The following is a 26,208-nucleotide window of genomic DNA, read 5'->3' on the forward strand; positions in this document are numbered from 1 at the left end:
ATTCGTCGGGTATCGGCTTTTGATCCGGCAGAGTATGATAATAGTAACTACATACAAGGAGGAGCTTGATATGGAATCTTCGCCTGAAACCGCCTCCAATAATGCGAATGCTACGATTCCCGGTTCCATCCGGGGCAGACCGCGTAAGCCTCGCAGGACAAAGCCCGGGCGCAGCCAAAAAGGCTTGTGGGATAGTGTGAGGCAGCAAAAATATCTTTATTTTATGTCCATCCCTTTCGTCATCTGGGTGTTTATTTTCAGTTATCTTCCGCTGTGGGGCTGGACGATGGCCTTTCAAAATTATAAGCCTGCCAAATCCCTTTTAGAACAGAAATGGGTAGGGTTCGACAACTTTATTGAGCTTTTTCAGGATGAACGATTTTATCTGGTATTACGCAACACGCTGGCGATGAGCCTGATGGGCATTGTGTTTGGCTTTGTTGTACCGATTTTTTTTGCGATTTTGTTAAATGAGCTGAGGGGAATGATGTTCAAGCGCTTCGTGCAGACGGTATCTTACCTTCCGCACTTTGTATCCTGGGTAGTGGTTGCCGGATTGGTTACCAAGTTGCTGTCCATTGACGGGGGGATTGTTAACGATATTTTGATAGCGCTTCATATTGTGGATGAGCCGATTCAATTCATGGCAAAAGGGAGCTGGTTCTGGTACATTGTAACCGCTTCCGACATATGGAAAGAGACGGGCTGGAATACCATTATTTATTTGGCCGCCATTACCGGAATTGATCAGGAACAGTATGAAGCTTCGCGCGTAGATGGTGCGAGCCGCTGGAGACAGATATGGCATATTACATTGCCGGGTATCCGCTCGACGATTGCTGTCCTATTTATTATGGCGATTGGACATTTGGTCAGCAACGGTTTTGAAAAGCAATTTTTGCTCGGCAACAGTCTGGTAACGGATTATTCCGAGGTGCTGGATTTGTATGCACTGAATTACGGGATTAATTTGGGCCGCTTCTCTTACGGGACGGCGATTGGTATTTTCAACTCGCTGGTTAGCATTCTGTTGCTATTTACAGCAAACGGCATATTCAAGAAACTGACCAAAGAAAGCATCATGTAGGGGGGAGAGGCGAAATGACAACCAGGGCTTTTAACGCAACCCGGTCAGAAAAGGTATTTGATCTGTTCAACTATATCCTTATGGCTCTAATCGTGGTAGTGACGCTGTATCCCTTTCTGAACGTACTGGCGATTTCCTTGAACAATTCGACGGACACAGTTCGTGGCGGCATTTATATATGGCCCCGCCAATTTACACTCGAAAATTACAAGACGATTTTCCAATACGATGGCCTCCTTCAAGGGATGCAGGTATCGATTTTACGTACAGTGGTCGGAACGGTGCTGGGACTCATATGTGCATCCATGCTTGCATTTACACTGAGTCGGGTCGATTTCCGCGCCCGCAAGTTGATTTCCACGTTTCTGGCCTTAACGATGTATTTTTCCGGCGGGATGGTACCGGTGTTTATTTTGATGCGTGATTTGCATTTGCTGGGTACGTTCTGGGTGTATATTTTCCCGACGTTGATTAGCGCGTTTAACGTGTTCGTCATTCGCTCTTTTATGGATGGTTTGCCGTATGCGCTGCAGGAGTCTGCCAAGCTGGACGGGGCGAGTGATTTTACAATTTACTGGAGAATCATTTTGCCGCTGTGCAAGCCTGTGCTGGCGACAATTGCTCTCTTTTTGGCGGTGAATCAATGGAACGCGTGGTTCGATACGTATTTATACAACGGAACAGCCCCGCAATGGACGACACTGCAATACGAGCTGATGAAGGTGCTGCAAAGTACACAGCAAGGCGGTTCGAGCATGACAAACAGCAATGATATGGCGAAGCAAATAGCACAGATTTCGCCGGAATCCATCAAAATGGCAATCACGATTACAGTTACACTTCCTATCCTGTTCGTATATCCGTTCCTGCAAAAGTACTTTGTAGGCGGCATGACGCTGGGCGCTGTGAAATCATAATAGTGACCATCATAAAAGTCGGATTCCCGGCGCTAACAGTAATTGCAGTACCTATTTTGCAGGCTAGTTGATCATTAAAAATACAGGAGGTCTGGAACATGAAAAAACACTGGTCCAGATTTGCACTCATTCCCCTGCTTGCGGTGTCACTTGCTGCGCTGGCAGGCTGTGGCGGGAGCCAAAACGCGGCAAAGGAAGGCTCATCCAGCGGAGCCGATCCGATTACGTTCACTTTCTTTGGAGCCGATCCGAGTCCGCAATGGAACGGTATGAAGGATGAAATAGGCAGGGAAATTACAAAGCGAACGGGAGTAACCCTGAATGCTGAATTTGATGTCAGCGGCAGGGGCGGTGATGATCGCATTGCTTTGATGGCAGCGAGTGGAGAGTACCCGGACCTGGTGTCTGCCAAAGCCAATATTAGCAAGCTGGTGGACGCCGGAGCCATGATTGATCTAACCGATCTGATCAATGAGCATGCGCCGAATCTCAAAAAGCTGTACGGTCCCTATATGGATCGGCTGAAATACAGCAACAAGGATCAGGGCATCTATGCCATCCCAACGTATGCAGGGGTGGGTCAGAAGAGTTTTGATGCGACGGGGGGATTCGAAATCCAGCATAGGGTACTTAAGGAGCTGGGGTATCCGAAGGTAAGAACGCTACAGGATTTTGAAAACGTACTCAAGACCTATGCAGCCAAGCATCCGACCATTGATGGCCAAAAAACAATTCCGCTCACACTGGATGCAGACGACTGGAGAATCATGATTACGGTCACGAATCCTGCCTTCCAGACGACCGGAGCGTCAGACGATGGTGAATATTTTATCGATCCCAAAACGTTTGAAGCGAAGCTTCATTATAAACGTCCGGAGGAAAAGGAATATTTCCGCTGGTTGAACCACATGTACAATGAAGGGCTGCTGGATAAGAGCTCATTTGTGCAAAAAAGCGACCAGTACAAATCCAAAATTGCCAGCGGTCGCGTCCTTGGTCTGATTGACCAGGAATGGGGTTACCAGGATGCAGAAAATGCGTTAAAAGCGTCAGGCAAGGCCGATGCCAGCTTTGCCCATTTTCCAGTAATGCTTTCGGAGCAATATAAGGATCATTCCTTTCAGGATGTGGGTTTTATGTCCGGCTACGGTGTCGGCATAACCGAGAGCTGCAAGGACCCAGTGCGGGCCATCAAGTTCCTTGATTATTTGGCCTCCGATGAAGGACAGGTGCTGGTGAACTGGGGAATCGAAGGCAAGCATTATGAGATCAAAGATGGAAAACGCATCATCCCAGCGGATATATTGGAACAAAAAACAAATAATGCTACCAGCTTCAGTAAGGAGAGCGGGGTAGACCTGTATACATTAATCAGCGGACACTATGGTGATGGTGTAAAGGACCCTACGGGCAACTATTACACGACCAAATTCCCTGAACAAATTATCGCAAGCTATTCGGAGCCGGAAAAGGAGTCACTCAAGGCGTATGGCGTCAAAACGTGGAAGGAGCTGTTCCCGGGCGAGAAAGAATTTGAAGTGAAGCCATGGGGCGCCGCCTATAATCTGACGACGGATAATGAATCCAACTATAATGTTACGCTCAAAAAAACGACGGATATTATCCGCAAGCGCATACCTGAGGCTATCTTGGCACCTGTCTCCATTTTTGACACCGTGTATGACAACATGATCAAAGAGCTGGATGCGGCCGGTGCTGTACAAATGGAACAGCAATACACGCAATTGGTGAAGGACCGGGTAGAGTTATGGAGCGGCAAGGCTCCGAAATAACGGGGCAGCTTAACCTGGCTTTGAATTGCCGAAATTACAGAGCGCTTGTCCTAGGGTCGGCGCTCTGTTTAAGCTCATGGGGAGGGTTTGCCGTGACGAAAAGCGCAAAGCCGCAGTCCCTGCGGTTATGGTATCGCCAACCTGCTGAGGTATGGGAGGAAGCATTGCCGGTCGGCAATGGAAAACTGGGGGCGATGGTATTCGGCGGAATCAGGGAAGAGCGTCTGCAATTAAATGAGGATACGCTCTGGTCCGGATTTCCGAGAGATGGTGTTCAATATGATGCATTGCGATATTTGAAGCCGGTCAGAGAGCTGATCGCAGCCGGGAAATACAAGGATGCGGAGCGTCTGATCGATACGCATATGCTGGGCCGGGATACGGAAGCGTATCAGCCTTTGGGAGATCTGTGGATTACGCAGGAGGGCCTGGGGGAAATCACGCATTATGAGCGGGAACTGAATTTACCGGCTGGAACGGCAGCCATTGCTTTTCATAGCGAGGGCATTCGCTATACGCGGGAAGTGATCGCCAGCGCGCCGGATGGGGTCATTATGGTATCGCTGTCTGCGGATGCGGCTGGGCAGATTAATACAACTGTACGCCTAACGACTCCTCATCCTTGTGAAGACGAGGCTGGCGAGGATGTGTATTCTGGTGATTCATCCAAATGGGATAGCGATGAGGATGAGGATCGGACGGATAAGCCGATGAGGAACGTGATGACGCTGACTGGACGAGCACCCAGTCATGTGGAATCGAATTATCATGGTGACCATCCGCAGTCGGTCGTGTACGAGAGTAACCTGGGGACGGCTTTTGCAGTACAGGTGAGGGTTGTTCCCGAGGGTGGGACCCTGGCGAGGGGGACTGACGGAACATTGATCGTCTTGGGCGCCGATCAACTCACGATATATTTGGCGGCAGCTACCGGATTTCGGGGATTCCACACGATGCCCGACAGCGATCCGGCGGAATCGGCCGAAGCCTGCCAGGTCACTGTGGATAAAGCGATAGCGCTGGGGAGTGAGCAGGTGCGGCAACGGCATGAGCAGGATCATCATGCGCTGTTCGAGCGCGTGGCATTGGAGCTTGGGGATGGCACTTGCACTGAAGAGCCGATCCTGCCGACCGATCTGCGCTTGGAGCGCTATCAGCAAGGGGAAGCGGATCTGGGGCTGGAAGTGCTGTTATTTCAGTATGGGCGCTACCTGCTCATGGGTAGTTCACGTCCGGGCAGCCAGCCCGCCAATCTCCAGGGCATCTGGAATGACCGGGTGCAGCCGCCGTGGCACAGCAATTATACGACCAATATTAATACGCAGATGAACTACTGGCCGGCTGAAGTATGCAATTTGGCCGAGTGCCATGAGCCCTTGCTGGACATGGTTGGAGAAATCAGCTGTACGGGACGCAGAGTAGCAGCCGTCAATTACGGCATTCAAGGGTGGGCGGCTCATCACAATGTCGACATGTGGAGGTACACCGGGCCATCGGGAGGCCAAGCCAGTTGGGCCTTTTGGCCGCTAGGGGGCGTATGGCTGACCGCCCATGTGTGGGAGCGGTATCTGTTTACCCAGGATACAGCCTATTTGGCGGAGCGAGCTTATCCGCTGATGAAAGGGGCGGCGGCCTTTTGTATGGATTGGCTTGTGGAAGGTCCGAATGGCTGGCTCGTAACCTCCCCTTCCACATCACCTGAAAACAAATTTATAACGCCGTCCGGCGAAGAGTGCAGTATATCCATGGGGTCTACCATGGACATGACGTTGATCCGGGAACTGCTCGGCAACTGCATTCAGGCAGCGAATCTGCTGGAATTGGACGAAGAGTTCCGCGACCGCTGCGAAGAGACGAGGCAACGGTTGTTGCCTTTTCAAATTGGCCGCCACGGACAGTTACAGGAGTGGTTAGCCGATGTTGAGGAAGCTGAGCCGGGGCATCGGCATGTTTCACATCTGTACGGATTGTACCCGGGCCGGTTAATCCATATCCGCGATACCCCGGAACTGGCAGAGGCAGCCCGTATATCGCTGCACAGGCGGCTTGACCATGGTGGAGGCCACACCGGCTGGAGCTGTGCCTGGCTGATTAACCTGTACGCCAGGCTGGAGGATGGCGAGGCCGCGCACCGGTATGTTCGCACATTATTGTCGCGCTCGACCTATCCCAATTTATTCAACGCGCACCCGCCTTTTCAGATTGATGGTAATTTCGGTGCGACGGCAGGGATCGCGGAAATGCTGCTGCAAAGCCGTCCGGGTGAGCTGACGCTGCTGCCTGCCCTGCCTTCGGCCTGGCCGCAGGGACGGGTCAGCAGATTGCGGGCCCGCGGCGGGGTGACAGTCAGCATGGAATGGTCCGGCTCCCGGCTCGTTTGTGCGGAGCTTGTCGCTTCTGTTCCGGCGGGGAGCTGCATCATTCGCAGCGCACATCCATTTAGCGCAGACGCCCGGCAGGCCCAGCCTGATCCGGAGCACGGTGGATTCATTCTGTCATGGATCTTCACTAAAGAGCAGGAATTAACGGACAGGCCCATGATTATGATTTATGGAGAGGAAGATCGAATATGACCATTTTTCAATTTCCGTACGACTTTATGTGGGGAACGGCTACGGCAGCTTATCAAATCGAGGGGGCTTATCAGGAGGATGGAAGAGGATTGTCCATTTGGGATACCTTTGCCCATACACCGGGAAAGGTATTCAACGGAGATAACGGGAATGTAGCCTGTGACAGCTACCATCGCTATGAGGAAGATATCCGGCTCATGAAAGAGCTGGGTGTGCGTACATACCGTTTTTCGGTATCATGGCCGCGAATATTTCCGAATGGTGACGGTGAAGTTAATCGGGAAGGCTTGGACTATTATCACCGCGTCGTTGATTTGCTGAACGAAAACGGGATTGAACCGTTTTGCACACTGTATCACTGGGATCTGCCGCAAGCGCTCCAGGATGCGGGAGGCTGGGAGAATCGCCGCACGATTCAGGCATTTGTCCAGTTTGCAGAAACGATGTTCCGTGAGTTTGACGGAAAAATACACTATTGGCTCACATTTAATGAACCGTGGTGCATCGCCTTTTTATCCAATTTGCTGGGTATTCACGCTCCTGGGTTGACGAATCTCCAGACAGCTATCGATGTGGGGCACCATCTGCTGGTTGCGCATGGTCTTTCTGTACGTCGTTTCCGCGAATTGGGCACCAGCGGCCAAATCGGCATCGCGCCCAATGTTTCATGGGCTGTGCCCTACAGCACCTCCGCGGAGGACAAAGCGGCTTGTGCGCGCACTATTTCCCTGCACAGCGACTGGTTTCTCCAGCCTATATATCAAGGCTCGTATCCACAGTTTTTGGTAGACTGGTTTGAGAAGCAGGGAGCCAGCGTACCGATTCAAGATGGAGATATGGACATCATTCGTGAACCGATTGATATGATCGGCATCAATTACTACAGTATGTCCGTGAATCGCTTCAATCCGGAAGCCGGATTCCTTCAATCGGAAGAAATAAATATGGGATTGCCTGTCACGGATATCGGCTGGCCGGTGGAATCTCGAGGGCTATATGAGGTGCTGCATTATTTGCAAAAATACGGCAACATCGACATTTACATTACAGAGAATGGGGCATGTATCAACGATGACCTCGTAAACGGCAAGGTTCAGGATGACCGTCGTATTTCGTATATGCGGCAGCACTTGGTACAGGTCCATCGGGCTATTCATGACGGGCTGCATGTCAAAGGATATATGGCATGGTCCCTGATGGACAATTTTGAATGGGCAGAAGGGTACAATATGAGATTTGGCATGATTCATGTCGATTTCCGCACACAGGTCCGTACGCCCAAGGAGAGCTACTATTGGTATCAAAATGTAGTAAATAATAATTGGCTAGAGACCAGACGCTAAGAAAAACGGCTTTGCAAATGGTGGAGCCGGGCATGCCTTCACTCCCTTTTGTTTGAATAATTAAAACAGGATATGTGCATACTGACAAAAACCTGATGAGGCGTTTGAAACCATTTTTTAGGCCGGGGGGAGTGAAGGATATGGCTGCGGATTTTAGGAAAACAGGATCAACTGATAACCAGATGAGTCGCGTGGTATCTGTAATTGCATGGATCGCCTGCCTTGCAGGTATTATTCTTATTTTATTTGATATAGGAAATTTAAGTGATCGCAATATATATTTAATGACAGGTATTGGCTGCGTCGTTGCCGGGATTTTTATTTTTCTCACTGGAAAAGCATTTGTCATTGCCCGTAAGAAGGAAGACCAGGAAAACGGCCGCAGTTAATAAAAAAAAATGAAAGAAACTCTCCAATGAAAACAACATCGTGGGTCTTCGATCAGTTGAAACAAAATAACTGTACGGAGCCCCTCTTTTTGCGTTAATATGGCTTTTTTGCGATATAAAATTATTGTTTTTATGTCATCTTTGTAGTAATAAAGAGTTTTTGATTTTGCAAGAGAAAATTTGTTTTTAGAGAGGTTTTTCACAAAAAACGGACAAATAATCGACAATTCTGTTAACAATAAAAAATATGGCTGCTTTTCTGCTATCTTATATAGGGGAAACATTACAGGAGTTCGTTAGTATTGAGTAATTTACTATTTAAGGAGAGGGGAACAACATGAACAAAAAACCAAAAGCGATTATTGCGATGGTTTTGACCGTGCTCACGGTAGCATTGCTCATTTGGACGTGTTTTTATGCTGGCGGAAAATACGTTGTTTTCGATCCGAAAGGACCCATTGGGCAATCCCAAAAAGAGCTGATCATTATTACGACAGCTTTGTCTGCGCTTATAATTGTACCGGTCATGGTTTTGACTTTCTTCATCATTTGGCGCTATCGTGACACAGCAACTAACAAAGTGAAGTATCAACCCCATTGGGATGACAGCAAAAAGCTGGAGACCGTATGGTGGGCGATTCCAATCATCGTTATTTGCATCATTGCGGTGATTACTGCAAGATATACGTATTTGCTGGAGCCTTCCAAGCCGATCGCAAGCACGCAGAAGCCAGTAACCATTCAAGTTACTTCACTCGATTGGAAATGGCTCTTTATGTATCCGGAGGAAGGCATTGCGACAGTCAATCAAGTTCACATTCCTAAAGGGGTTCCGGTCCGTTTTGAACTGACTGCCGATGCTCCGATGAACTCGTTCTGGATTCCGCAACTGGGCGGGCAAATCTACAACATGTCCGGCATGGCTATGAAATTGTACTTGCAGGCTGATCAAGAAGGAACTTACTTCGGCTCGGGTGCCAACTTTAGCGGTGAGCATTTCGGCAAGATGCGATTTGATGTAGAAGTCCAATCGGATAAAGAGTATAAAAACTGGGTCGCTGACATCAAGAAGCAGTCTAAACCGCTGACAAAGGACGGCTATCTGGCGCTTGCAAAACCAGGTTTGTCCCATCCTGATGAGTATTCTTCTTTTCCGGACGGATTATTTCAGGAAATCGTAACCAAGTACGTAGTAGACGGTGTTTCCAAGCCGCATACAGAACATGGTGAAGGAGCGCCGACTAGAGGTTCTTCCAAGTCCGGCACAGAAGATAAAGGTGCAATGGACATGAGCCATATGAATATGAGTGGACACAACTAAATGAATATAGGGAAGGAGGCCCCCAATGCTTGACAAAATAAAAGAGTTTGCATCCACTTTCTTCGTCACTGGAGATCCGATGATTTATGGAGCGGACGTTTCCATCGCTCTTGCGACGATCGGAATCGTGTTTGTGCTCACTTATTTCAAAAAATGGGGCTGGCTTTGGAAAAACTGGTTGACGACCGTTGACCATAAAAAAGTCGGTATCATGTATATCCTCGCGTCCATTTTGATGCTATTCCGTGGAGGCGTAGATGCATTATTGATGCGTATTCAACTTGCTTCACCGAATGTTACACTGCTGCATCCTGAGCATTACAACCAGATCTTTACAACACATGGCACGATCATGATCTTGTTTATGGCGATGCCTTTGATGTTTGGTTTGTTTAATATCGCGGTACCGCTTCAAATTGGTGCGCGCGACGTAGCGTTCCCTTTCCTGAACGCACTGAGCTTCTGGCTTTTCTTTATGGGAGCGATGCTGTTCAACCTGTCCTTCGTTATTGGCGGTTCGCCGGATGCAGGTTGGTTGAGCTACCCGCCGCTTTCCGAATTGCAATTTAGTCCCGGCGTTGGCGAGAACTTCTATATCTGGGGTATTCAGATTTCCGGTATAGGTTCATTGGCTACAGGGATCAACTTTATTGTTACCATTATTAAAATGCGCGCACCTGGTATGACCTGGATGAAAATGCCTGTCTTTACGTGGTCCGTATTTTCATCATGTGTTATTATCATTTTCGCGTTCCCGATTCTGACGATCACATTGGCCCTGCTGTTCCTTGACCGCTTCGGAGGAGGGCACTTCTTTACCCTTGACTTAGGCGGCAACCCGATGATGTATATCAACCTGATCTGGATGTGGGGTCACCCTGAGGTATACATCGTAGTATTGCCTGCCTTCGGTATTTATTCCGAGGTCATCAGCGTATTCTCCAAAAAGAAATTGTTTGGCTACAAATCCATGGTTTACGCCATGTTCATTATTGCAATTTTGTCCTTCTTCACCTGGGCGCATCACTTCTTCACGATGGGATCAGGCGCAGATGTGAATGCATTCTTTGCCATTTCGACGATGGTTATCGCAATACCGACAGGGGTTAAGGTATTTAACTGGTTGTTCACGATGTATCGGGGTAAAATCGAATTTAAAACCCCGATGATGTGGTCTATTGCTTTTATTCCGAACTTCCTGATTGCAGGTTTGACGGGCGTCATGTTGTCTGTAGCGCCTGCAGACTTCCAGTTCCATAACAGCTACTTCCTGATCGCTCACTTTCACTCCGCTCTGATTGGCGGTGTAGTGTTCGGTTACCTGGCAGGTCTGTACTACTGGTGGCCTAAAATGTTCGGTTTCACGCTGCCAGAAACGCCTGGCAAATGGGCTTTCTGGTTCTGGAACATCGGTTTCTATGTATGTTTCATTCCGCAATATTCTCTCGGTCTGATGGGGATGACGCGTCGTCTGAGCACTTATGGCTGGGATACTGGCTGGCAGCCGCTTAACTTTGTTTCAACCATTGGAGCCTTCCTGATGGGAATTGGTTTCTTGTTCCAGGTTCTGCAAATTCTGCTCGGTATCAAAAATTTCCGCAAGCTGAAGGATACAACAGGCGATCCTTGGAATGGGCATACGCTTGAATGGTCGATTCCTTCACCTGCACCGGAATACAATTTTGCTACTATCCCGCAAGTAGAAGAACGTGACGACTGGTGGGCAGAGAAAGATAAACGCGCAAAAGGTATTTTCAGAAAGCAACCGCCAATTGAAGCAATTCATATGCCTAAAAATTCGGCGATTCCATTCATTATGTCAGTGTTCTTTTTCATCGCAGGTTTCGGGTTCGTATTCGGTTGGTCGTTCTTCTATATTCCAGGGCTGATCGGTGTGGCAATTTGTATGATTTGCCGTTCGTTCTTCTCCTATGATGCCGATTACTATATTCCTGCAGATGAAGTGAAACGCACGGAAGCCGCAATAAGGGGGTCTGTATAATGGCACAAGCTGCAGCACATCACAGCCATGATCATGACCACGGGCATCACGATCCGCAAGAATTGAAGATGCTTGGTTTTTGGATCTTCCTTGTAACGGACGTGATCCTGTTCAGTACCTTGTTTGCTACCTTCGTTGTCCTTCGGAATAACACGGCCGGAGGACCGGGGGGCGCAGAGCTGTTTAACATGACAGGCGTTATTATTGAAACATTCCTCCTGCTCACAAGCAGCTTTACAAGTGGTCTGGCCGTGTTGGCCATGAACAAAGGAAGCCTGAAGGGATTAATCAGCTGGTTAGTCGTGACAGCGATCCTGGGTCTTGGTTTTATCGGTTTTGAAGTTTACGAGTTTGTTGAAATGGTACACGAAGGAGCCAATTACGGAACAAGTGCGTTCCTGTCGGCATTCTTCACACTGGTCGGTACACACGGACTTCACGTTTCCTTGGGTCTGGTGTGGATGATTGGACTCATGTTCCAGGTGAAAAAGCGTGGGCTTATTCCTGAAACAAAGGGTAAAATCGCCGCTTTGAGCTTGTACTGGCACTTTTTGGATGCTGTCTGGATTTTCTTGCTGTCCGTTGTTTATTTGATGGGGGTGATGTAGATGGCACAGCATCAGTCAGGAACAGGTTCGCATGGTCATGATGATTCTCACGGTTCAGTGAAATCCTATGTTATTGGGTTTATTCTGTCCATCGTACTGACCATCATTCCGCTCGGTGTGGTCATGAATCATATGTTGAGCCGCACTTCAACCTTGGTCGTTATTTTGGCCACGGCAGTGCTGCAATTTCTGGTTCAGCTTTTCTTCTTCATGCACATCCGTGAGAACAATGGTCCACGCTGGAATGTCATGACTTTGATTTTCGGTGTCGTCATCCTGCTGACCGTCGTGGGTGGTTCTGTATGGATTATGGAATACAACATGGTAGTACATTAATAAATGGTGTGAGCAACACCGTAGCAAGAGAGGAATCGGCTGAATGCCGATTCCTTTTTTTGTGCAACTATTTCGAAAACAAAACTGTGGCTTCTTGAACTCAAGTTTGCATATGTGTAAAATGGAATTGTATAACAGAAGAGTAAAAACGATAATACTACTGAGACTGGAGGATAAAAGCAATGAATACCCAATTATTGTTTAGTTCTTTTCAAGCAGGTAATCTGGCTCTGCCCAATCGGATCGTAATGGCTCCCATGACACGGAATTTTTCACCACAGGGCATCCCGGGACCTGACGTTGCCGAGTATTATCGTCGCCGTGCGGAAAACTCGGTTGGCTTGATTATTACGGAGGGAACTGCAATTAATCACCCTGCGGCTGTGGAGTCCACAGGTATTCCCAACTTTTACGGTGATGGATTGAAAGGGTGGGCCAAGGTAGTGGAAGAGGTCCATGCGGCTGGCGGTAAAATTATACCCCAGCTCTGGCATGTGGGTACTGCCCGCAAAATAGGCGCGGCGAACCAGCCGAATCCTGAGGCGCTGCCTGTTGGTCCGTCCGGGATCTCTCCAGCCGGTGAAAAAGTCGTTGAGCCGTTGAGCGAGCCCGAGATTGCTGATATTATCGCAGCCTTTGCACAGGCCGCCGCTGATGCCAAGCGGGTAGGTTTTGACGGCATTGAGCTTCATGGAGCACATGGCTATTTAATTGATCAGTTTTTCTGGGCCAAAACGAACCAACGTACAGACCAATACGGGGGCGATTTGGTCCAGCGTACCCGGTTTGCGGTGGAGGTTATCGAGGCTTGCCGTCGTGCAGTAGGGCCTGATTTCCCAATTGTACTGCGGTTTTCCCAGTGGAAAATGTATCACTATGATGAAAAATTGGCACATACACCGGAGGAGCTTGAACAGTTTCTGGCTCCGTTAGTCAAGGCCGGGGTTGATGTATTTCACTGCTCTAGCCGGCGCTTTTGGGAACCGGAATTTGCGGAGTCTGATCTGAATTTGGCGGCCTGGACCAAAAAACTGACAGGCAAACCGGTTATTACGGTAGGCTCCGTTGGCTTAGAGAAGGCTTTTCTGAGTGAAAGGGAACATAATCACCCTCAGAACGATAGATCCAGTAACGTACAGGCCAGACTGGAACAGCTTGTAGAGCTAGTAGAGCGAGAAGAATTTGATTTGGTTGCGGTTGGACGGGCTTTATTGGTGGACCCGGCATTTGCAGTGAAACTGCGTGATGGGCGAATAGAGGAAATGGCACCTTACAGTGATGAAGTTTTAAAAACGCTGAATTAAGCATGAATCGAGGCAATGTTATAGAGAGCGGATAGCCAGATATACAGATTTGAAAAATGCTTGGTTACAGGACAAGCTGTAATATAAGCTATTCGTAAATTCTACGAATTTGCTATAATAGAAGCATCAAGTCGAAATACACGGGGTGAAAAGGATGAATTCTGAAACGGAAGCTTTGGATTGCGAGCCGGCTTGTCACGGTTCAGACCAGGAAATGGAGCACATAAAATCTTCCCTTGTCGAGGATTCCATCGCATACAAAATGTCGGAGTTGTTCAAAGCGCTGGGCGATCCGACACGGATCAAGCTTATATACGCACTGGCTCAAAAAGAACTGTGCGTTCATGATCTGACTCAGGTGTTGAACATGGGGCAATCTGCGGTATCCCACCAGCTTCGCTATTTGCGCAACTTGCGTATTGTCAAACGGCGCAAGGAAGGCAAGACGGTGTTTTATTCGCTGGATGATAACCATGTGGAGCAGATTTTTTTGCAAACCCACCAGCACATTTCACATCAATAGTTTTTTGGCTATACGTCAGTAGGGCGCCAAGGAATTGGCGCTCTTTTGGTGTATGTCCGGTAAATTTGATTTTTTTTATGAACATGGGCTATTATCATTGACTTATGCTGTTGCTTCTGAATATAATGGGCTTAACAAATAATATATGAACAAGTGCTCATATATAGTAATTGGAGGCCACGAAATATGGATGCTCTGAAAAAAACGGAACGTCACGAATGGATCCTGGATGGCTTGGATTGTGCCAACTGCGCTCTAAAGATTGAAAATGGAGTCAGTAAAATAGAAGGTGTCCTGGATTGCTCGGTTAATTTTGTTACCAAAACGTTGACGATGACCGCAAGCTCGGACGAAAAAGAAGAGATTTTTCGCCAAACGGAACAAAAGGTTCACAAGCTGGAGCCTCATGTTCGGATGATTGTCAAAAATACACGGGGACGCTCGCGTGAAAACAGTCGAAATGAAGCTGACATCACCCAGGTATGCGCCACAGAAGATTGCGCTTGCGGTCATACCTATAGCCATGAAGCCCATGGCGAAGAAGCTCATGCGCACAGCGGGCATGACCATGGCGAACATGTACATGGTGATCGTGATCATCATAGCTCCAGCCAGGCTCATGCTCATTCGCATGGAGATGACAGTCACGCCGGGCATACGCATGATCACGGTGCGGAAGGTACACGCCGCATGATCGTCCGCTTGGCGGCCGGGGCTGTCATTGGGGCTGCTGCCTGGTGGTTGCCTGTGGAAGGTGTGGGCAAGCTGGTCCTGTTCTTACTGGCATACATCATCGTTGGCGGTGACGTGGTCCTGCAGGCTGCGCGCAGTTTGGTACGGGGAATGGCCTTTGATGAGTACTTCCTGATGACACTGGCTACGGTTGGCGCATTTGCGATTGGAGAATACCCCGAAGGCGTAGCCGTTATGTTCTTTTATCAAATCGGGGAGTTGTTCCAAGGCATTGCCGTCAACCGTTCGCGCAAATCCATCAGTGATCTGATGAATATTCGACCAGACTATGCCAACCTCAAGACAGGTGACTCTGTACGGAGAGTTTCGCCAGAGGACGTGCGCATAGGTGAATTGATCGTAATTAAGCCAGGTGAGAAAATTCCGCTGGACGGTAAGGTTGTAGACGGTAAATCACATGTGGATACCTCGGCTTTGACAGGTGAATCTGTGCCTCGTACCGTTGAGCCCGGAAGCAGCGTGCTGAGTGGATTCGTGAATACGAGCGGACTTCTGACTGTGGAGGTCAGCAAGGAATTTGGCGAATCTACCGTCTCCAAAATTTTGGAGCTTGTACAAAACGCGAGCTCCAAAAAAGCGCCGACTGAAAAGTTTATCACCAAGTTTTCCAGATACTACACCCCTGTTGTGGTTATTGTCGCGCTGCTGCTGGCGGTCGTTCCGCCGCTTGTTGCACCAGGTGCGCAGTTTGCAGATTGGGTGTATCGTGCGCTCATTTTCCTCGTTATCTCTTGTCCATGTGCATTGGTGGTATCCATTCCGCTCGGCTTCTTTGGCGGAATCGGAGCAGCTTCACGTTCAGGTATCCTGATCAAGGGCGGGAACTATCTTGAAGCTTTGAATGATGTGAAATACGCTGTATTTGATAAAACAGGTACGCTCACCAAAGGGGTCTTCCGCGTGACAGGGATTTATCCCGCCGATGGTTTTACGAAGGCAAGCCTGCTGGAAACCGCTGCGTTGTCGGAGCTGCACTCCACGCATCCGATCGCGGCATCACTGCGTGAATCCTATGGCAAGGAGCTACAACCTGAACGGGTTCAGCAATATAGTGAAATATCCGGTCACGGGATCCAGGCACAGATTGATGGCCGTCTGGTGTTGGCCGGGAATGCGAAGCTGATGGAGCGGGAGCATGTTGCTTATAGCGCGGCGCAGCAGGCAGGAAACCTGGATGAAGGAACGGTCGTGCACGTAGCTGTGGATAGCGTGTATGCCGGATGTATTCTGATTTCGGATGAGGTCAAGGAGGATGCGGCCAAGACGATTGCTTCGCTGAAAAAGTTGGGTGTAGTGAAGACCATTATGCTTACGGGTGACAATCGGACGGTCGCAGAGGCCGTAGGACGCCAACTGGGCCTGGATGAAGTACGGTCAGAGCTGTTGCCTCAGCATAAAGCCGAAGCGATAGAGCAGCTGTCTGCAAGCAAGAAAACAGGCGACAAGGTTTTATTCGTGGGCGACGGAATCAATGATACCCCTGTGCTGGCGCTGGCGGACGTAGGTGTAGCAATGGGCGGTTTGGGTTCGGATGCTGCGATTGAGGCAGCAGATATCGTAATCATGAACGATGAACCCTCAAGATTGGTTACGGCGATTCATATCGCCAAGCGCACACGTCGTATCGTATGGCAAAATATTATATTTGCGTTAGGTGTCAAAGTGATATTCCTCACGCTCGGCGCGTTTGGGATTGCTACGATGTGGGAAGCTGTGTTTTCCGATGTAGGTGTAACACTGCTGGCCGTATTGAACGTAATGCGTGTATTGAAGGCCCGCTCTTACGAATAAAACTTGCAAATATAAATGAGCACCCCGGACTAGCACTGGATGTATGACATCTTGTGAAATCCGGGGTGTATTTTTATGGTCAGGCTCATTTTGAATGGTGCTTGTTGTCAGCAGCAATAGAGGTCTCTGATGATGACTTCTGATCGATGTACAGAATGTATAAATGCTGGCTGCGCCTAATACGTTAAGATAGGGACTTTACGAGTAAGGTCCGTGTGGGATGTTTGACGAGTAATAGTAAGCGCTCTCTTTATGGGTGGTGTACTCGAGTTCGTGTGTGCCAACTTGCTGACGGAGGAAAGGATGGATTAGTAGCATGGAGGCTAAAATGACGTATGTTTTCACAGAACTGTTGGGCAATAAAAACAGGCGGGAGGAGGCATTGCTGGCTGTGACACCGGAGTTGCTTGAGGAAATAATGCTGAATAAGGATAACACCGATAGCAGGAAAGCGATAGATACACTGTTAAAATGGAGCGATGAATATAGTCATACACCGATACGCATTTATGGGGATGCTCCTGAACGTACGAATCGTTTAAGCACCAGGCCGGCATCTCTCCCGAATATAGAAAGCTTCGACGGCTACAGCCTTTTGCACGGCCCCTTGTCGCAGACGTCCAGTCGTATTGCGGAACTATGCTATGCCTATCTGGATGCTGCAGAGTCTGGACAGATGAATCCTGTCCCTAAGGGGAAGCCCAACTCCATCCCTATTCCGGGCTCCTGTGCATCAGACACGTACAAAACGTTTAATAGGGCGTCTGGCTTGTGTGAACATTTGTCCCGCAGAATCATTGGCCTGTTGGAAACGGAGTATGAAGGCTTGTTCGAGTTTTTGAACGGCTTGCCGCTCAGTATAGCCCTGATCGAACAGACCAACGCAGTGGGCATCGGCAGCCTGCAGGATATGCAATTGGAAGCATTGCTGCGTGCGGCATTGCGAAGCATTCGCCAGGGAGGAGAGCCTCGTCTGGAGATTTTGGTGCGCAATCCGGCTGACGTTAACCAATTCCGGGCAACCCGGGACTGGATTGACAGTGTTGCGGAGCAAACCTTATGTGGACGTCTGCGCTGTATTCCGTATCGGGTAGGCGTTTTGTTGACGATAGGCATGTCCATGACGACTGACGAAAGCCAACCACGGAATGGACAGCATGGACATTCCGGGGAGCACGCCAGTGTCAATCATATGCCGGAAGTGAACGCACAGCAGATCAAGCAGGCGTCTCAAGCGGTGGATATGGCACGCTTTGCTGATACGATAATTTTGGAGGTCGCTTCGATTGTATCCGCTAACCGTGAGGCCAAGGAGCGGTTATATCCGGCTTGTGCGAATGAACACAGGAACGGGGCTGCTGCGCTCACAGACATAACAGAGGCTATTCGGGGTGTAAAGCCTGAGCTTCCGATTTGGCTGGCGTTAGATGAAATTCATCCGACTCTGGAGGGGGCTGCAATCTGGGGAAACGAGCTGACGGGAATCATCTGTCCGGATGAAGCCGTTCCGGCTGCACGCATAGGAACTGCGCGTTATGGAATTCTGCAGCACTCGGAGCAGCATTCATCGGACGCTTTGCACAAACACGCACAGCAATTTCCACAGTAGTGCCAAAGCTCGAGGGTAACAAAATTCAAATGCGGACTGCTGTAAAATCAAAGGGTGCCTGCGTTGTCTACGTGGGCGCCTTTTTAATTTGGGGCTTTGCGGGTTTACAATCAGAAAAAGAGGATATATAATAAAACAAAAGTTTCATTCAGCCAAAATAATTGTATTAATGCAAAAATGATTATCATTCTCATTACTAAACATGCTGCTTCGGGCTTTCCGAAGCAGCATGTGCTATTTTAGGGACCTTAACAATGGATATCATTCTCAATGAGGTGCAGGTACAAAGAACAAATACGGAAAGGAAAGTGACATGATGCAAGCTGTTCAACAACTTCAAGAGACCTTATCTGCTTCTGCTCAGATACGTTCAAAAAGCAGCGGGAGCGGGCGGCCTGGTCCAAATCGCAAACCGCAGTTTCAACTGAAAAGCATGCTAAAAAACAAGGAGATGCAGGCTGCTCTAGGCAGCGGAATGCTGATGCTGATGGCATGGGGCATTTCGAATTGGTCGCAATGGTTATCGGTCATCCTGTATGTGGTGTCCTATGCCCTTGGGGGATGGTCCAAGGCCAGGGAAGGGATAGAAACCCTGATCCGTGAGCGTGATCTGGATGTTAATCTGCTCATGATTGCAGCATCCCTGGGGGCTGCGACGATTGGCTATTGGAATGAAGGAGCCATGCTGATATTCATTTTTGCACTCAGCGGGGCGCTGGAGAGCTATACCACTGAGCGCAGCAGCAAGGATATTTCCGAGCTCATGGCGTTGAAGCCGGAGACGGCCTTGCGTTTGTCACGCGAAGGGACCGAAACCGTCGGCATTGAGCAGCTGCTGCCGGGAGATCTGCTTCTGGTGAAGCCGGGTGAACTGATTCCGGCGGACGGCCGAATTTCCAAGGGCGTTTCGGCAGTGAATCAGGCATCCATTACCGGTGAATCCCTGCCGGTGAATAAGGTAGCGGGTGACGAGGTATATGCGGGTACCATTAATGGGGAAGGCGTGTTGTACGTAGAGGTAAGCCAGTCCTCGGAAAATACTTTATTTTCGAAAATCATTCGCATGGTCGAAGAAGCCCAGACCGAAGTTCCCGATTCCCAGCGGTTTATCAAAACGTTTGAGTCCGTGTATGCCCGAATTGTGGTGGTTGTCACATTGATCGTCATTGCAGGTGCGCCCATTGCATTAGGCTGGACGTGGGCAGCGGCATTTTACAAGGCAATGGTGTTCCTCGTCGTGGCTTCACCATGCGCCCTCGTGTCATCGATTATGCCGGTGATGCTGTCGGCCATTTCCAACCGTGCCCGCCGGGGCATCCTGTTTAAAGGCGGCGCGCACGTGGAAAATATGGCATTGACCGCTGTGGTCGCTTTTGACAAAACAGGCACGCTAACGATGGGATCGCCTGTCGTAACTGACTGGATTGCTGCCGCAGACTACGATGCCGACGCGCTTTTGCACGTTGTTGCAACGATCGAAAGCTATTCCTTGCATCCGCTGGCCCGTGCGATTGTAGCCAAAGCTGAAGCTGAGCTGGGCCAAAAGGAGCTTCTTGCCGCCGATCAAGTGCAAGCAATCACCGGATGGGGAATGGAGGGCATCATCGGCGGAGTGAAGTGGAAAATCGGTCGTACAGATATGCTGGATGGATCAGGCACTCTGGCAGACACCAAATGGATAGAGCTGCGGGCCCGCCTCGAGGCCGAGGGCAAAACTGTATCCATCATTCTGGCGGATGAGCGGATTGCCGGAATGCTGGCGCTGCGTGACGAGCTGCGTCCACAGGCGCAGGAGGCCGTGAAACGCCTGCAAGTGCAGGGTATCCGGGTCGTCATGCTAACCGGAGACCGGCCGGAGACGGCTGCTGTAATCGCGAAACAGGCGGGAGTTGACGCCGTGTATGCCGGCCTGCTGCCGGAGGACAAAGTCAGCCACATTCGCATGCTGCGGAAGCAGCACGGACATGTCGTCATGGTCGGCGACGGTGTGAATGATGCTCCCGCATTGACGGCAGCAACCGTCGGGCTGGGCATGGGAATGAACGGCAGCGGGGCAGCGCTGGAGGTGGCGGATGTCGTGCTGATGAACGACGGGATCGAGGAAATCGCTCCGACGATAGCTCTGGCCCGCAAGGCGCAGCGGGTAGTCAAGCAGAACATGCTTTTCGCCGTAAGTGTCATTCTCCTGCTGGTCATCAGCAATTTTGCGCAAGATATCGCTCTGCCATTCGGTGTCATTGGCCATGAAGGCAGCACATTGCTCGTTATTTTAAACGGCTTGCGCTTGTTGCGGTCATAAGCGTAATCCAATCACAAACTTACAAAACAGACAAGAGCATTCATCCCTTTAAAGTTCAGGAGGGCGAATGCTCCTTTTTTTGCAGTGCCAGCCTATCTTGTGCACAAAGTAAGTCCATTTCATGTATCTAGCTCACCAGTACCGAACGCCTATCTTCGACGCGGTGTGGAGCGCCGCAAGAACAGGGAGAAGAGGAGTCCCGCTAACGCAATTCCTGTAGCGATGATGAAGGCATCATTGATGCCATGGATCGTCGATTCCGTAACAGCACTTCGGTATACCTGCTGTAGTGCCAGCGCAGAGCCGGTTTCCGGCGAAACGCCAGCCGCTTGCGCGAGGGTTTGTCCCAGTTGTGCCATCCCTTCCGTAACCGAGGCATTGGCTGTGGTAGCTACATTCGCATAGTCCGCCAAGTGAATCGTAGTCCGGCTGCTCATTACGGTAATGAGCCAGGCGGTACCGATGGAGCCGGCAATTTGCCTCGCCGTATTGGACATGGCTGTACCGTGGCTGCCAAGATGAGGAGGCAACTGGTTAAGTCCTTCCGTCTGTACGGACATCATCAGCAACGACATGCCAAAGCTGCGAATCGTATAAATGAGCATAATGTGTCCGTAGGTGGTGGCATCAGTCAGCAGGCTGAATTCCCATGTTGTCACGGCTGTAATGATCAGTCCGACAATGGCCAACGGCCTCGCGCCCATACGATCGAAAATCGCCCCTGAGATCGGAGACATCACCCCCATCAGCAATGCGCCCGGCAACAGCAGCAGACCGGACTGCAGTGGTGTAAAACCGCGTATATTTTGTAAATAAATCGGCAGAAGCAGCATCCCGCCGAACATCGTCATATTGACGGTAGCCCCCACCAGCGTAGATACCGTGAAAATGTCATACTTAAACACCCGGAATTCCAGCATGGGCTCTAACATGTTTAGCTCGCGTACAACGAAAAATACAATAAATACAACCCCGACAGCCAGTGAGAGTATGACAGTATTGCTGCTCCATCCCTTGTCTCCGGCGGAACTAAAGCCGTACAACAGCAGGCCGAAGCCCAGCGTGGAGAAAATGGTTCCCATCAGGTCAAAATGCGGCTTCGTCAGCTTGGACACATTTTTAAGCCACCGTACGGCGAACAGGATATCGATGACCGCGAGCGGAATAACCAGCAAAAATAGCAGTCTCCAGCTATAATGCTCTACGATCCAGCCGGATAAGGTCGGTCCGACCGCTGGGGCAAACATCATGGCGATCCCCATCGTACCCATAGCGGCCCCCCGTTTCTCTGGAGGGAACACCGTAAGGAACACGTTCATGACTAAAGGCATAATAATGCCCGCTCCGCTAGCCTGAATGACACGTCCAATCAGCATAGGTGCAAAGCCGGTGCTGGCAGCGCAGACGACCGATCCGGTGGTGAACAGCCCCATCGCGGAGATAAATAGCGCGCGTGTTCCGAAGGATTCAATCAAAAAAGCGGTGATGGGAATCAGAATTCCGTTGGTCAGCATATACCCGGTGGAAAGCCACTGAACGGTAGTAGCAGACACATTAAAATCATTCATCAGGTGTGGAATAGCCACGTTAAGCAGCGTTTGGTTTAAAATAGAAATGAAGGCGCCCAGCAACAGTACGGACAGAATGCGCCCGACGGACATTTTTTGATCCATGACATCCTCCTACTTGTGAACTCTGATGGTTGCACTCATCCCCGGGATAATACCCAGCCCTTTATAGCCTTGAATAGATATTTGAACAGGCACAACCTGCGTCACCTTGGTATAGTTGGCCGTCGTGTTGGAAGTGGGCAGCAGTGAAAAGGTCGCAGCTGTCGCCAGACCGATCTTATCAAGCTTGCCGGTCAAGGACGTATCCGGGTATGCATCAATATATACGTCCACTGATTGTCCTACCTGAAGATCCTTTACAGCCGTTTCGTCTATATTGGCAGTAATCCATAAATTGTTGAGATCAAAAGCCTTTGCCAGAGGCGTACCAGCCCCAACAATCGAATTGTTCACTGCCGATTGCTGTACGATGGTGCCGTCAGTTGGTATGGTCAGGCTAATCCGGCTTCCGCCTCCCTCTACCGTGCCGAGGACGCTTCCGGCGGTGTAGGTTTTGCCAACCTCGGCATTCCAGCCTGTGAGCTTTCCCGCCCCTGGAGAGGCAACGGTCACTGCTTGTCCGCTCACTTGGGCATTGTCGGTTTTTATGTAGCTGGCGGATTGGTTGTAGTAATAAGCGGCGGCTCCGCCTCCTGCCAGAATAATGATAATAACTAGCAGGTTGACTAATATGGCGCGTGAATTCATGTTCATGCCTCCCTAGTTCTTGGATTTTTAAAGTATGCGCTATACGTTTCATAATATTCAGATGGATTCTGGGAAAGGATAAAAGCGCATGCGGCAAGGATGATTTTGCAGACAAAGGATGATGCGCACAATGACGACCAGAATCATGATTGTATATGACAGTGAAAATGGGCATACCGAGCGTCTTGCTCGTTCTATCGCGGAAGGCGCACGTCTGGAGCATACGGAAGTGATGCTAAAGCATGTGAATGAGGCAGATGTAAAAGAGCTGGGGAGTGTAGACGCGATCATATGGGGATGTCCGGGCCATTTTGGTACGATCAGCAGCGGACTCAAAAACTGGATTGACAAGCTCGGATATTTGTGGGCGCAGGGCAAGATGGTGGATAAGATCGGCGCTGTGTTTTGCACAACTGCTACGGTTCATGGCGGCCTGGAATCAACACTTTTGAATTTGATCACCCCGATGCTCCATCAAGGCATGATTATTGTAGGGCTGCCCGCCAGTATTGCGGAGAATGCACTCTATGGCTCCTACTATGGTGTAGGGGTTACATGTCCGGTGGAGACAGACCCGAATGGGCCCCCCAATTTTCCTTCGGGTGATGATCTTGCACTAGGCCGCTCTTTGGGCAAACGGGTCGCAGAGATGGCGGGACGTTACCGTAGCGCTGCAAGAGAATAGGAGGCTGCCCCCATGACCATTGCTTTTATCGCAGTAGCTGTGGTTGCCTTTATCTTTTTGTTGGTATTTAATACGAAAATGGCACGTAAGTCCCCGCCCAAGGCCCGCAAATCGGGTGAGGATTCCCGGCGAAGAAGCGAGCGTCCTTATCCTGTGCAGGTGGAGCATAAGGCTCTGGAGCTGCCTGATCATGTGCGAGATAGGCAACATACGGTCGTTAATGCAGGGGAACCTCAGGCTGAAGAGCGGAACAAGGCGCCCGATACTCATGTGGATATAAAGCCGGCAAGGGCACGTGGAGATCACCAAGGAATACACGGTGGTCAGGATTATGGGGATCTGGATTATCGGGCTGCTTTACGTGGATTTGCCGGAAAGGGCGATGACCAGGATGAGCGCTCCCCAAAGGCCCATGAAGCAAATGAGACTCCCAAAAGCGAGGACGAGCAGTACCGTGAAGCACTGCGCTCCATGAATCGGAACAAATGATAGATACGTTCATTGAACGTGCCAAAAGGCTGCTTTTCTGTCTGGATTACAGGCAGAGAGCAGCCTTTTTGTGCTGTCGGCTATAGCCATTCGGTTAGCCCGATCATGGTCATCAAGCCGAGAATAAAAGAAAATGTAGCAATCCGCTGGTTGCCGTCCCCGTGACTCTCGGGAATCAGCTCCTTGTAGACGATAAACATCATAGCTCCGGCGGCAAAAGCAAGGCCATAAGGCACCAGTCCGTTAACCCAACTGCTCAAATAAAAACCGATCAGACTCGTAAAGATTTCCACAGCGCCGGTGAGGGTGGCAATGCCCAGAGCTTTGAAGCGGCCGATGTTTTGATTCACGAGAAACAAGGCTACGATAAAGCCTTCCGGGGCATTTTGCAGGCCGATGGAAAAGGCGATCAGATTGCCGAGATTTGGGGACTCACTCGCATAGCTGACTCCGACAGAAAGCCCCTCTGGCAAATTATGTAATGTAATCGCTGCAATAATGAGAAAGGATTTGGACTCCAGTTGAAAGGTCTTGGCGTCGGGGTTCTCCAGATCGGCATGGGGGATATACATTTCCATTACCAATAATACAAGACAGCCGAGCAGGATGCCCGCCGACAGCACAAACCAATTGGAATGGTGAATAGCCTCGGGAATCAGGTTATACACAGATGCAGAGGTCATGATTCCTGCAGCATAAGCAAGCAGAACATCGCGAAGCCGATGCGTAACATTGCGCATAAATAATATGGGCACGGCTCCGAGTCCAGTGGACAGGGCGGAAATAAGACTGCCTATAAAAATGTCACTCATATCCGGAATAACTCCTCTATACCTGATTGATCTGCAAGCATCGCTTCATGAAAACTTCATTTGACTGTTTACAGCTCTTTCCGCATAATAAAATTAAGATTTAGAATCAGTCTAAGTCATAGAAAGCGATTAAAACAAGTGAGCTGTTTTTATAACATCCGGGTGTCGGGCTCTTGAGTAAGCTGCTGACAGAACTGCTTTTAGAGTATATGCGTCAGACCAGCACCCGGTACCGAAAACTTGCTATATAATACTATGCTATTTTAGGAGGAACCAAGATATGTACAAGTCTATTATTATAGGTACCGGCCCTGCCGGTTTGACTGCTGCGATTTATCTGGCACGTGCCAACATGAACCCGCTGGTGATTGAAGGACCACAGCCAGGCGGACAATTAACCACGACTACTGAAGTCGAAAACTTCCCTGGATTTCCTGAAGGAATCATGGGTCCAGAGTTGATGGATAATATGCGTAAGCAGGCGGAGCGTTTTGGCGCTGAATTCCGCACAGGCTGGGTAAACAAGGTAGACACAACCGCTCGTCCGTTTACACTGGATGTAGAAGGCTTGGGTGAGCTGGTTACTGATACACTGATCATCTCCACAGGCGCGAGTGCGAAATACCTCGGGATTCCTGGCGAGCAGGAGAATATCGGCCGTGGCGTGAGCACCTGTGCAACCTGTGACGGATTCTTTTTTCGCGGCAAAGAAATTGTGGTCATTGGCGGTGGGGATTCAGCGCTGGAGGAAGCGGGCTTCCTGACACGCTTTGCCTCGAAAGTAACGCTTGTACATCGTCGTGACGAACTGCGTGCCTCCAAAATTATGCAGGATCGTGCCCGTGCGAACAGTAAAATTGAGTGGGCGCTCAACCATACTCCTGTGGAAGTGATTGCTGACGAGAACGGGGTAACCGGCTTGAAAGTACTGAACAATGCAACAGGCGAAGAGAAAATCATTACGGTTAACGGCGTGTTCGTAGCAATAGGACACCATCCAAACACAGGCTTCCTTGAGGGCCAAATTACAACCGATGCGAACGGTTATATTATGGTGAACCCTGGTACTTCCGAGACGAACGTACCTGGCATATTCGCTTGCGGAGACGTACAGGATACACGCTACAGACAAGCGATTACAGCAGCAGGCAGCGGCTGCATGGCCGCTATGGACAGCGAGAAGTATATCGAAAGTCTGGAGCACAGCGCGCTGGCTTTGTAATATTGCGAGCAAATATGAATAATATAATGTTTAG

Annotated in this window: 21 protein-coding genes; 18 read left to right on the top strand and 3 right to left on the bottom strand. The window is 49.7% G+C overall.

What is annotated here, in order from left to right:
* Positions 1-70 precede the first annotated feature (70 nt).
* The 15 genes from JO375_RS13140 to JO375_RS13210 all read left to right on the top strand — a co-directional run bounded on the left by JO375_RS13140 (position 71) and on the right by JO375_RS13210 (position 20,648).
* Positions 71-1,087: an ABC transporter permease gene (locus JO375_RS13140; RefSeq protein WP_229524893.1), complete on the top strand. Its 1,017-nt coding sequence runs from the start codon at positions 71-73 to the stop codon at positions 1,085-1,087.
* A gap of 14 nt (positions 1,088-1,101) precedes the next feature.
* Entirely contained in the window at positions 1,102-2,004 is a 903-nt protein-coding gene (locus tag JO375_RS13145; protein WP_229524894.1) for a carbohydrate ABC transporter permease, read from the top strand.
* A gap of 98 nt (positions 2,005-2,102) precedes the next feature.
* A complete protein-coding gene (locus JO375_RS13150) occupies positions 2,103-3,797 on the top strand; it encodes an ABC transporter substrate-binding protein (RefSeq protein ID WP_229524895.1) in 1,695 nt (564 codons plus the stop codon).
* Positions 3,798-3,889: 92 nt separating this feature from the next.
* Positions 3,890-6,370, top strand: coding sequence for a glycoside hydrolase family 95 protein (locus JO375_RS13155; RefSeq protein WP_229524896.1), 2,481 nt, complete (start codon positions 3,890-3,892; stop codon positions 6,368-6,370).
* A complete protein-coding gene (locus tag JO375_RS13160) occupies positions 6,367-7,713 on the top strand; it encodes a GH1 family beta-glucosidase (protein ID WP_229524897.1) in 1,347 nt (448 codons plus the stop codon). Before JO375_RS13155 ends, JO375_RS13160 begins: the two co-directional genes overlap by 4 nt.
* Before the next feature lie 140 nt (positions 7,714-7,853).
* Complete coding sequence (locus JO375_RS13165) at positions 7,854-8,102, top strand: hypothetical protein (RefSeq protein ID WP_229524898.1); 249 nt, start codon at positions 7,854-7,856, stop codon at positions 8,100-8,102.
* Between the two features lie 337 nt (positions 8,103-8,439).
* Positions 8,440-9,423, top strand: a complete 984-nt coding sequence (gene cyoA, locus JO375_RS13170) for a ubiquinol oxidase subunit II (RefSeq protein WP_229524899.1) — start codon at positions 8,440-8,442, stop codon at positions 9,421-9,423.
* Between the two features lie 25 nt (positions 9,424-9,448).
* Positions 9,449-11,425, top strand: a complete 1,977-nt coding sequence (locus JO375_RS13175) for a cbb3-type cytochrome c oxidase subunit I (RefSeq protein WP_229524900.1) — start codon at positions 9,449-9,451, stop codon at positions 11,423-11,425.
* Positions 11,425-12,033 (top strand): cytochrome o ubiquinol oxidase subunit III, encoded by a 609-nt coding sequence (gene cyoC, locus JO375_RS13180; protein WP_229524901.1) that lies wholly within the window; start codon positions 11,425-11,427, stop codon positions 12,031-12,033. Before JO375_RS13175 ends, cyoC begins: the two co-directional genes overlap by 1 nt.
* The gene (cyoD, locus tag JO375_RS13185; RefSeq protein WP_229524902.1) at positions 12,034-12,369 is read left to right on the top strand and encodes a cytochrome o ubiquinol oxidase subunit IV; all 336 of its coding nucleotides are present in this window, start codon (positions 12,034-12,036) and stop codon (positions 12,367-12,369) included.
* Between the two features lie 182 nt (positions 12,370-12,551).
* Positions 12,552-13,673, top strand: a complete 1,122-nt coding sequence (locus JO375_RS13190) for an NADH:flavin oxidoreductase (RefSeq protein WP_229524903.1) — start codon at positions 12,552-12,554, stop codon at positions 13,671-13,673.
* Between the two features lie 154 nt (positions 13,674-13,827).
* A complete protein-coding gene (locus JO375_RS13195; protein WP_229524904.1) occupies positions 13,828-14,196 on the top strand; it encodes an ArsR/SmtB family transcription factor in 369 nt (122 codons plus the stop codon).
* A 186-nt stretch (positions 14,197-14,382) separates the two neighbouring features.
* Positions 14,383-16,740 (top strand): heavy metal translocating P-type ATPase, encoded by a 2,358-nt coding sequence (locus JO375_RS13200; protein ID WP_229524905.1) that lies wholly within the window; start codon positions 14,383-14,385, stop codon positions 16,738-16,740.
* A 328-nt stretch (positions 16,741-17,068) separates the two neighbouring features.
* The gene (locus JO375_RS13205) at positions 17,069-18,349 is read left to right on the top strand and encodes a PEP-utilizing protein (RefSeq protein WP_377529946.1); all 1,281 of its coding nucleotides are present in this window, start codon (positions 17,069-17,071) and stop codon (positions 18,347-18,349) included.
* A 316-nt stretch (positions 18,350-18,665) separates the two neighbouring features.
* Entirely contained in the window at positions 18,666-20,648 is a 1,983-nt protein-coding gene (locus JO375_RS13210; protein ID WP_229524960.1) for a heavy metal translocating P-type ATPase, read from the top strand.
* Positions 20,649-20,797: 149 nt separating this feature from the next.
* Here JO375_RS13210 and JO375_RS13215 read toward each other — a convergent pair whose 3' ends face one another.
* Positions 20,798-22,321, bottom strand: coding sequence for a DHA2 family efflux MFS transporter permease subunit (locus JO375_RS13215; RefSeq protein WP_229524907.1), 1,524 nt, complete (start codon positions 22,319-22,321; stop codon positions 20,798-20,800).
* 9 nt (positions 22,322-22,330) lie between these two features.
* Positions 22,331-22,972 carry an HlyD family efflux transporter periplasmic adaptor subunit gene (locus JO375_RS13220; protein ID WP_229524908.1) on the bottom strand — a complete coding sequence of 214 codons (642 nt, stop codon included), beginning with the start codon at positions 22,970-22,972 and terminating at the stop codon, positions 22,331-22,333.
* Between the two features lie 124 nt (positions 22,973-23,096).
* Here JO375_RS13220 and JO375_RS13225 point away from each other — a divergent pair, with 124 nt between their 5' ends.
* Together JO375_RS13225 and JO375_RS13230 are read left to right on the top strand one after the other, a co-directional pair.
* On the top strand, positions 23,097-23,651 hold the full coding sequence (locus tag JO375_RS13225; RefSeq protein WP_229524909.1) for an NAD(P)H-dependent oxidoreductase: 555 nt from the start codon (positions 23,097-23,099) through the stop codon (positions 23,649-23,651).
* A gap of 12 nt (positions 23,652-23,663) precedes the next feature.
* Positions 23,664-24,140, top strand: a complete 477-nt coding sequence (locus tag JO375_RS13230; protein WP_229524910.1) for a hypothetical protein — start codon at positions 23,664-23,666, stop codon at positions 24,138-24,140.
* An 80-nt stretch (positions 24,141-24,220) separates the two neighbouring features.
* Here the strand turns inward: JO375_RS13230 and JO375_RS13235 are convergent, their stop codons facing one another.
* Positions 24,221-24,952 carry a ZIP family metal transporter gene (locus tag JO375_RS13235; RefSeq protein WP_229524911.1) on the bottom strand — a complete coding sequence of 244 codons (732 nt, stop codon included), beginning with the start codon at positions 24,950-24,952 and terminating at the stop codon, positions 24,221-24,223.
* Between the two features lie 280 nt (positions 24,953-25,232).
* Between JO375_RS13235 and trxB the strand changes: the two genes are divergently transcribed.
* Positions 25,233-26,174, top strand: a complete 942-nt coding sequence (gene trxB, locus JO375_RS13240; protein ID WP_229524912.1) for a thioredoxin-disulfide reductase — start codon at positions 25,233-25,235, stop codon at positions 26,172-26,174.
* Positions 26,175-26,208: the final 34 nt, after the last annotated feature.

Origin of the sequence: Paenibacillus farraposensis, from assembly GCF_020736845.1 — a bacterium.
Classification (GTDB): Bacteria; Bacillota; Bacilli; order Paenibacillales; family Paenibacillaceae; genus Paenibacillus; species Paenibacillus farraposensis.